The organism is Lactobacillus sp. UMNPBX17, assembly GCF_002553735.1.
Lineage (GTDB): Bacteria > Bacillota > Bacilli > Lactobacillales > Lactobacillaceae > Lactobacillus > Lactobacillus gallinarum.
Genome location: NZ_PCYT01000059.1, coordinates 1 through 8,980, shown reverse-complemented (window position 1 = coordinate 8,980; position 8,980 = coordinate 1). Strand labels below are relative to the sequence as shown.

Sequence of the window (8,980 nt, the reverse complement as noted above, 5' to 3'; positions counted from 1 at the left end):
ATTTATTTACTATTATAAAGCAAAAAGCCGAGTAAATGTTTTACCCGGCTTTTTGGAGTTCATTTTTTTGATCTAGAGCAGATACACTGTTCACTTTAGATCTTAACAAATTGTTCTGCTGAATCAATTGGACTTAAATAAACGTAAGAAAGATTTAAATATTTTGTTTTTTCTATTAAGTTTTTCATTATTTTTCTTGATCAGGGGTTAAATGTAAATGATTCAATGCTACCTTGGCTTGAATATACATTACTAACTTACTTGTATATTCAAGTGGATGGTCATTACTATCGAATTTGTTAATAACCAGTCCAATAGCATCGCGAATAGGACGATAGCGTCCAATATTCATTTCATTATAAATATTGCTGAAAAAACTATTATAGAAATTTTTTAAATCTTGATAGACCTCTTTGGTATCTGAGTTATGTTTAAAAATGCCGAACATCATAATCACTCCTTTAAAACCGGTAGGATTTGTGTTTTAGGATTAAACCAACTTCTCTGCTCATTGGTTAAAGGAGTATCTGTTATTAAGACATCCACCTTGTCCAATGGAGCAGACATATATGGAGAAGATGAATCGTTAGTGAATTTATATTTTTCTGCTACTAAAACAACTTGATTAGCGCGTGCAATTGCCGTACGTACAACTTCTGCGTCTTCCATTTTTGGCGCATATACACCATCTGGTCTAATACGAGAAGCGCCAATGAAAGCTGTATTGAAATGAATCTTACAAATTGTTTCAAGAGCGACTTTTGAGTAAATGTAGCGCTGCGACTTGTTGATTAATCCGCCTAGCAATCTAACAGAAGGGACTTCGGTTGTTAACATGCTTAAAGCATTGTCGATTGAATTAGTAACTACTTGCATATCGATACCGTTAAGCATGGGACAAAGTTGTTTTAGAATTGTTGAAGAACCAATAAAATCACATTGACCAGGATGAACGAATCGTTTAGCTTTTTTTGCCATTTTCAATTTAATTGGTGATTGAACTTCATTTCTAGTTAAAAAATCAGGTACGCTATTTTGATTGACCTCCATCAGCCCGCCGTGTACTCGGATTGCCTGTCCAGTTGTCGTTAAATGAATTACATCACGACGTGCAGTATCAAAAGATACATTAAAATGTTGGGCAATTATTCTAGTTGAAAGATGATGTTTTTCTTTCAATAGCTTTTTGATTTGAATTAATCGTTCTTCTTGAGTCATTTTTCTCTCTCCATGAATTAGTCTAGCATTTTTACAGGTAGCCGTATTTGTTTGATCAGCATTTTGCATTTATTTATCAGTACTTTTAAGTATATCAAAACATAAACACTTATATTTCATTATAAAAAACTGATTAGTTCAAGGATAAGGCTATTCTGATTTAAATCTAAAGACTTATTTAAATTGGTAGGATCCAATTATAAAAATGATTGACTTTTCATCAGCGATTGGTATGATATAGGTATAAAGAAAAGGATTACAAAACAGAGCGCTTAAACTTGCTCAAAGGAGGAAAAATGACGAATTACGATTCAAAAGAATACTTAAAGAGCGTCGATGCTTACTGGCGTGCTGCAAATTACTTATCTGTTGGACAACTCTTCTTAATGAAGAATCCATTGTTAAAGCATAAGTTGGTTGCTGAAGACGTAAAGCCAAAGCCTATTGGTCACTGGGGTACTATTGCTCCACAAAACTTTATTTATGCACACTTGAACCGTGTACTTAAGAAATATGACTTGGATATGTTCTACATTGAAGGCTCAGGTCACGGTGGCCAAGTAATGGTTTCAAACTCATACCTTGATGGTTCATATACTGAACGTTATCCAGAAATTACCCAAGATGAAAAAGGTATGGCTAAATTATTCAAGCGTTTCAGTTTCCCAGGCGGTGTTGCTTCTCACGCTGCTCCTGAAACTCCAGGTTCAATCCATGAAGGTGGGGAATTAGGATACGCTTTATCTCACGGTGTTGGTGCAGTTTTAGATAATCCAGATGTAATTGCTGCTGTTGAAATCGGTGACGGTGAAGCTGAAACTGGCCCGCTTGCAGCAAGTTGGTTCAGTGACAAGTTCATCAACCCAATTAAAGATGGTGCTGTTTTACCGATCCTTCAAATCAATGGCTTCAAGATTTCTAACCCAACTATCGTTTCACGCATGAGTGATGAAGAATTAACCGAATACTTCCGTGGTATGGGTTGGGATCCACACTTTGTTTCAGTATTTAAGGGTGGCCGTTTCGATGGTGAAAAGGATCCAATGCAAGTCCACGAAGAAATGGCTAAGACCATGGACGAAGTAATCGAAGAAATCAAGGCCATTCAAAAGCATGCTCGTGAAAATAACGATGCAAGTTTGCCACACTGGCCATTGATCATCTTCCAATGCCCAAAGGGTTGGACTGGTCCAAAGAAGGATCTTGATGGTAACCCAATTGAAAACTCATTTAGAGCACACCAAATTCCAATTCCTGTCTCACAAGGTGATATGAAGCATGCCGACATGTTGACTGATTGGCTTGAAAGCTACAAGCCTGAAGAATTATTCAACGAAGATGGTTCACCTAAGGAAATTGTTACTGAAAACACTGCTGAAGGCGACCACCGTATGGCAATGAACCCAATCACTAATGGTGGTAAGGATCCTAAGCGCTTGAACTTGCCAGACTACCGCGACTTTGCTCTTAAGTTTGACAAGCCAGGTTCAATGGAAGCTCAAGACATGGTTGAATGGGCTAAATACTTAGATGAAGTTGCTAAGCTTAACCCAACCACTTTCCGCGGCTTTGGTCCTGATGAATCTAAGTCAAACCGTTTGTTCCAACTTTTGGATAACCAAAAGCGTCAATGGGAACCAGAAATCCACGAACCAAATGATGAAAACATGGCTCCAAGTGGTCGTGTGATCGATTCACAATTATCAGAACACCAAGATGAAGGCTTCCTTGAAGGCTACGTATTAACTGGTCGTCATGGCTTTTTCGCAACTTACGAAGCATTTGGTCGTGTAGTAGACTCAATGCTTACACAACACATGAAGTGGCTTAGAAAAGCTAAGGAACAATACTGGCGTCATGATTACCCATCACTTAACTTTGTTGCTACCTCAACTGTGTTCCAACAAGACCACAACGGTTACACTCACCAAGATCCAGGTATTTTGACTCACTTATACGAAAAGAATCGTCCAGATTTGATTCATGAATACTTGCCATCAGATACTAACACTTTGCTTGCTGTTGGTGACAGGGCCTTTAAGGATCGTGAATGCATCAACGTTTTGGTAACTTCAAAGCAACCTCGTCCGCAATGGTTCTCAATTGAAGAAGCTCAAAAGTTGGTTGACAAGGGCTTAGGCTACATTGACTGGGCTTCAACTGATAAGGGTGCAAAGCCAGATGTTGTCTTTGCTTCAACTGAAACTGAACCAACTATCGAAACTTTGGCAGCCATTGACATTTTGCACGACAAGTTCCCAGATCTTAAGATCCGTTACATCAACGTTGTCGACGTGATGAAGTTAATGTCACCAAAGGACAACAAGAATGCTATTTCTGATGAAGAATTTGACCGCTTATTCCCAAAGGATGTTCCAGTAATCTTTGCATGGCATGGCTACAAGAGCATGATGCAATCAATCTGGTTCGACCGTAAGCGTTACAACGTTCACATCCACTGCTACGAAGAAAATGGTGACATTACCACTCCATTTGACATGCGTGTCTTGAATCACCTTGACAGATTCGACCTTGCAAAGGACGCTGTTGAAGGCGTTGCTAAGTTAAAGGGTAAGAACGCTGACTTCATTAGTCACATGGATGATTTACTTGAAAAGCACCACCAATACATTCGTGATAATGGTAAGGATATGCCAGAAGTTACCGAATGGAAATGGAAGGGCTTGAAGTAATTTCTAAATAAGAATAAATTAGACCTATGTCGAAAAACATAGGTCTTTTTTGTAGGGGTAGATATGAAATCAGGTTTAGTACTAGAAGGCGGAGCCATGCGTGGACTTTTCACCGCGGGTGTGCTCGACGTCTTAATGGAAAATAATATAAGTTTTGATAGTGCAATTGGCGTTTCGGCGGGTGCAGCGTTTGGCGTTAATATGAAGTCAGAGCAGATCGGACGAGTATTGCGTTATAATCTGCGTTTTACGGGTAAGCCGTATTACGCTAGTTGGAAGTCATGGCGCAGATCAGGCAATTTATATGCCGCTAACTTTTGTTATCACGTTTTACCAGATAAGTTAGATGTGTTTGATAAAAAGACTTTTATGGCTAATCCAATGGACTTTTGGTGCGTGGCAACGGATGCCGCAACAGGTGAGCCGGTTTACCATAAGTTGAGGGATGCGGGGTATGTAGATTTAGAATGGATCAGAGCATCATCATCCATTCCATTTTTTGCCCATCCTGTAGCTATTGGCGGTCATTATTACTTTGATGGCGGCGTTTCAGACTCGATTCCATATGGCTTTTTGAAGAAAAATAATTTTGATAAAAAGATCGTGATTACAACGCAGCCTAAGGAGTACAGAAAGAAGCAAAGCAAGCTTTTTCCGGTTGAAAGGGTATTATTGCGTGAGTATCCAGCTGTGCTTGATAAATTGGCTACAAGAGCGGAAGACTATAACGCCGTGTTAGATAATATTGAAGCGGATGAAAATACTGGAGAAAATTTCGTCATTAGACCGCCAGAGGCATTAAATATTGGAACGCTTGAGCAAGACAAGAATGAAATTAAGCGTGTCTATTATGTGGGACGGCAAGAGGCAGAAAAAGTTTTGCCAGGCTTAATTAATTATTTGAATAATTAGAAATAGGGAAATGAATTAGCTTTAAGCAGCTATGTAGATTTAGATGATGAGAATGCAAGGAAAAGAAATAGCTGGAAGATGCTAGTCAGCTTTGTGGTGTTAACGGTAATATATGCGTTATGGCCGCTAGTATCGCATTTATCAAGGCTATGGTATATCAAGGATTTATTGATAATTGTATTAACCCTAGTTTTAGCATCGTTATTGCTGCATTTGTGTCGTACCACTAAAGTATTACAAACAAGAATGCAGTCTGGAAAAGCACAAAAAATTTGGAGCTGGATTTTATTGATAGTGGGTGTGCCATATATCATTTCGATTCTGCTGGCGCCTATTATGCAAATTACTCATATGGCGATCAATAAAATTATTTCGATGTTTGTGATAGCGTTGATGGCAGGGGTAATCGAAGAATTGCTGTTTCGCGGCTTGCTTTTTAATAGCTTATTAAGCTTCTTTTATCACAACAAGAATCGGTTCTTGATAGCTGGGTTGATCAGTTCAATCTTATTTGGCTGTATGCACTTAATTAACTTAACGCACCAACCGTTACAATCTACTGTTGGCCAAGTCATCTTCGCTTTTACTACCGGAATAATTTTGATATATTTGCGCTTATTATCGAATAATATCGTTTGGTGTATGGTATTACACTTCTTCATCGACTTTAAACCTGTGATTCTTACTTCTAATACAGGCTCGCATAACATTTCACTTGTCAAAGTCTTCTTAGCAGTTTTGCCATTAATGATCTTGGCAATAATTTGTCTTTGGTTGTTTAATCGGCATTATGTGCAAACAAATAAATAGAATTAATAATCACTATCATTTCGGTAGTGATTATTTTTTGCCCAAATTTGATTGAAAAATAACCGAATTTGAATCAGTACAATTATACCTTTGCAAATAATGCTAAAGTGAAGAGTAATAAATAGTAGGAGGAAAAGGAAAATAAATATTTCATCATACGATCTAGGTTATTACACAGGAGCGGTAGTTCTTGTAGTACTAGAGCTAATACTTTTTTACGCTATTACTAATGTCAAATTTAAAAAGCGAGATTTAATATTTGCATTGGTCGTTTTTATTTGCAATCAAGTAATTGCAGAGTATATCCCAGAATGGAGCAATATTATCAGTCCTGTTACAACTATTGCTCTTTATTACTGTTACTTTTACAAACGAGCAGGTAAGTTGTTAACTGTTGCAGCAATTACCTTAATTCACTCGATTTTAATCTTAACTTATTTAATGAGCAATTATGTTTTTTCCTATTTGCCAATAATTTTTGCTTTCTTGTTTTATCCGGTAGTTTTAACTATTTTGTATCTAATTTTGAAAAAATGGCGTTATCAGATTCATCAATTTTTAACTAATGAAAATCGCCGGATTGCTGACTGGCTAGTAGTCTATCTTTATGCTTGCGCATTAATTGTCAATATTATGCGAGTGCCAGAAATCAAATTACCAGCTGAAATTTTTGGGATTTTGATCATGGGAATGCAGTCTCTATTTATTGTGGCGGTCTATATTGCAAGTGTACAGCTACAGAAAAAATTGTTAAAAAAGCAGGAACAGCGAACTTTAAGCTCTATTTACATGATTTAGAAGATAGTGAAGATCGTTTGCGCAGATTTAAGCATGATTATTTGAATTTACTAGCAACGATGCGGACAGTAGCTGTGAATAATCATGATCAAAAATTAGTTCAAGAATTGGCACAATATACGGAAAAACAGATTAATGATGAAAATAGTTGGCATTTTAAAAATTTGAATCACTTACATAATGATGCACTTAAAAGTTTGGTTGTGAATAAACTAGCCTAAGCTAATGAATTAGGAATCAAGTATTCTTTTGAATGCGAAAAAGAGATTAAAGTTTTACCTAAAAACGTGAAATTGTTTGATTTAGTGCGGATTATTGGCATCGCCTTTGATAATGCTATTGAAGAAAGCGAGCAATTAGCTAATGTTCAAGCAATAAATGATCAATATGACAACATGTTTATTGAATATAGTGAAAAAGATAATTGGTTTAATTTTACTATGGTAATTGACTAGGAATAGAAATGAAATATAAAGTGATTATTTGTGATGATGATCTTGCGCAAGCAAGTAATTTAGCTTTGAAATTGGGAATTGCGGCAATGATGCAGCCCGAAGAAGTTGAACTTGAAATCGGTACGACTGCTCAAAATGCAAATGAGGTCTTGAACTATCTAAATGAACATCACTTAGACGGCGGAATCTATTTTTTAGATATTGAATTAGGCGATAACCAGGACGATATAAACGGTGTGGATCTAGCTGAAGAAATTAAAAAGTTAGATCAGCGAGCACAAATTGTTTTTGTAACTGCTTATGACGAATACATGGAGTTGACCTATCAACGGCGTATCGGGTCGATTGACTATATCAACAAAAGTAATTCTGATTTGCAGCAGCGATTGAATGAGACGGTACGGGATGCTGTAAATAATTTAGCTAAGGCTAATTTTAGCAAGAAGATGACGTTTTCTTATCGTTTAGGCAGGATCATTCGCAACGTTAATATTGATGATATCTATTATATTTCAACAACCAGGGCACCACACAAGCTGTGTTTGGTGCGTAATGATGGCACTGCCGAGTTTGCAGGCGATATTAAGAACATTGATCAGCAAAATGAGTTTTTAAAGAAAGTATCACAATCATATTTGGTAAATCCGAAAAATATTGCACAAATCAATTTAAAGAAAAATGAGATTGGCTTTCCTAATGGGGATGTAATCAAGTTTTCTCGTCGCTTTACCTATGTGATGAAAGGTATGATAAACACTTATAATTTGAAACAAAATAGTTACCGAATTTGACTAAAAATTAACCGGATTTGAAGTTATATTTCTGCCTTTACTAGAAAGCTAGATAATAATCTTGAGATAAAGGAGAAAGAAAATGAACTTAAGAAAGTGGAATATTTACTTCAAATGGGAAATAGCTATCGTCATCCTGCTTTGGTGGGGGATGGCAATTTTCAATATTGTTAAAGTATATCTAGCTACAGCAGGACTATGTATTGTGGTTAGTATTTTACCAGTGCTGGTTTTAGCTTTTAATTGGTTAAAAAAGAAGTCAGCAGTCACTCGCTGGTTAGCAATTATAATCATGCCTGCAATTTTATCAGTGACGTGGTACATACTTTTTCACAATATTTTGTGTTATGTCAGTTTTAAATTGGGCATTATCGTTTTATTTGGACTTATTTTGCTAGTAATGGACTTACCAGTCGCAGTGGTAGCGACAGGGCAAGTGCAAAATTGGTTTGGCCGCTTAATTGCAGCTTGCTACTTTGACATGGTGCTCTTGTCATCGACAGCGATTGAATTAAAGCCGCAAGGGATTAACGTCTTGATTTCTTCCGGTTTGATGGCTGGAGTAGCTGCATTTTTAGCAGCAATGCTGATTGCAAAATGTTGGGGCTTTAGCTTCAATCCTGATTTAAAATGGCAGAAGTCTAGTAACTGGTCGAATGTGACATTTATCTTATTACTTCTATTCTGTATTGTCTTTGCCTTCTGGGCAGAGTTTTGCGGAAAAGAAAATAATCTAGTAGAGATCTTATTCAAACCAGATTTTGATCCGTTGAAACCAACTTGGGCATCGTTTTGTAGAGCCTTAGAAGCAGGTGTCTTTAAAGAAACCAACCGCTATTTGACGATCTTAGCTTTGATAGTTGGCTTTGCTAATAGTAAATATCGAGTTCAGATCACTGTGATTGTTAGTGCGGTTGTCTTTGGCTTGTGCATTTTACTAATTTAGGCGGTCAGGATTTTGCGGCGACCAATCTATGCCGCAGCGTTGGGCTTAGTTCTAGCTATCCTATATTTATATACTGGCAAATTGTGGTTACCGATGCTGTATCACTTTGGCGTTGATTTTTTGAATTATGCAGTTAATGGTGGAATTAAAGCGCAGGTTTGGTCAGGTACTCTTAGTGATGGGGTCAGCTCGCTTGTTTCAATTGTAGTTCCAGTAGCTATTGCGATTTGGATTATGACGGGCAAGAGAAAATTAGTCATAGATGAAAATATTGAGCGCTTGTTAGGCTAGAATAATATAAAAAGTGTCTGGGAAAAAACTAATTCCTAAGACATGAAAAAAGAACGATGATTTCCT

The 8,980-nt window shown here is 37.0% G+C and carries 10 protein-coding genes and 1 pseudogene; 9 read left to right on the top strand and 2 right to left on the bottom strand.

Translation table 11 applies throughout. The features are described from left to right. Nucleotides 1-95: 95 nt before the first annotated feature. Nucleotides 96-448, bottom strand: a pseudogene (locus CP368_RS08310) (bacteriocin immunity protein). A 5-nt stretch (nt 449-453) separates the two neighbouring features. Continuing rightward, entirely contained in the window at nt 454-1,218 is a 765-nt protein-coding gene (locus tag CP368_RS08305; RefSeq protein WP_098045961.1) for a DeoR/GlpR family DNA-binding transcription regulator, read from the bottom strand. Between the two features lie 296 nt (nt 1,219-1,514). Between CP368_RS08305 and CP368_RS08300 the strand changes: the two genes are divergently transcribed. The 9 genes from CP368_RS08300 to CP368_RS10830 all read left to right on the top strand — a co-directional run bounded on the left by CP368_RS08300 (nt 1,515) and on the right by CP368_RS10830 (nt 8,914). Further along, the gene (locus CP368_RS08300; RefSeq protein ID WP_098036823.1) at nt 1,515-3,911 is read left to right on the top strand and encodes a phosphoketolase family protein; all 2,397 of its coding nucleotides are present in this window, start codon (nt 1,515-1,517) and stop codon (nt 3,909-3,911) included. Between the two features lie 63 nt (nt 3,912-3,974). After that, entirely contained in the window at nt 3,975-4,823 is an 849-nt protein-coding gene (locus CP368_RS08295; protein WP_098043768.1) for a patatin family protein, read from the top strand. Nucleotides 4,824-5,069: 246 nt separating this feature from the next. Next, complete coding sequence (locus CP368_RS10515) at nt 5,070-5,633, top strand: CPBP family intramembrane glutamic endopeptidase (protein WP_233185846.1); 564 nt, start codon at nt 5,070-5,072, stop codon at nt 5,631-5,633. Nucleotides 5,634-5,897: 264 nt separating this feature from the next. Continuing rightward, complete coding sequence (locus tag CP368_RS10845; RefSeq protein WP_233185845.1) at nt 5,898-6,431, top strand: hypothetical protein; 534 nt, start codon at nt 5,898-5,900, stop codon at nt 6,429-6,431. A 17-nt stretch (nt 6,432-6,448) separates the two neighbouring features. Continuing rightward, entirely contained in the window at nt 6,449-6,652 is a 204-nt protein-coding gene (locus CP368_RS10840) for a hypothetical protein (RefSeq protein WP_233185844.1), read from the top strand. 66 nt (nt 6,653-6,718) lie between these two features. Continuing rightward, on the top strand, nt 6,719-6,886 hold the full coding sequence (locus CP368_RS10835; RefSeq protein ID WP_233185843.1) for a hypothetical protein: 168 nt from the start codon (nt 6,719-6,721) through the stop codon (nt 6,884-6,886). 8 nt (nt 6,887-6,894) lie between these two features. Further along, nucleotides 6,895-7,677, top strand: a complete 783-nt coding sequence (locus tag CP368_RS08280; RefSeq protein ID WP_098045960.1) for a LytTR family DNA-binding domain-containing protein — start codon at nt 6,895-6,897, stop codon at nt 7,675-7,677. 82 nt (nt 7,678-7,759) lie between these two features. Continuing rightward, a complete protein-coding gene (locus tag CP368_RS08275) occupies nt 7,760-8,623 on the top strand; it encodes a CPBP family intramembrane metalloprotease domain-containing protein (protein WP_098045959.1) in 864 nt (287 codons plus the stop codon). A gap of 12 nt (nt 8,624-8,635) precedes the next feature. Next, entirely contained in the window at nt 8,636-8,914 is a 279-nt protein-coding gene (locus tag CP368_RS10830) for a CPBP family intramembrane glutamic endopeptidase (RefSeq protein ID WP_233185842.1), read from the top strand. The last annotated feature ends 66 nt before the right edge of the window (nt 8,915-8,980 follow it).

What these genes read in the sequence shown, in the direction of transcription:
- CP368_RS08305 (WP_098045961.1), bottom strand. Translation starts at nt 1,218, where the DNA reads ATGACTCAAGAAGAACGATTAATTCAAATCAAAAAGCTATTGAAAGAA.
- CP368_RS08300 (WP_098036823.1), top strand. Translation starts at nt 1,515, where the DNA reads ATGACGAATTACGATTCAAAAGAATACTTAAAGAGCGTCGATGCTTAC.
- CP368_RS08295 (WP_098043768.1), top strand. Translation starts at nt 3,975, where the DNA reads ATGAAATCAGGTTTAGTACTAGAAGGCGGAGCCATGCGTGGACTTTTC.
- CP368_RS10515 (WP_233185846.1), top strand. Translation starts at nt 5,070, where the DNA reads ATGCAGTCTGGAAAAGCACAAAAAATTTGGAGCTGGATTTTATTGATA.
- CP368_RS08280 (WP_098045960.1), top strand. Translation starts at nt 6,895, where the DNA reads ATGAAATATAAAGTGATTATTTGTGATGATGATCTTGCGCAAGCAAGT.
- CP368_RS08275 (WP_098045959.1), top strand. Translation starts at nt 7,760, where the DNA reads ATGAACTTAAGAAAGTGGAATATTTACTTCAAATGGGAAATAGCTATC.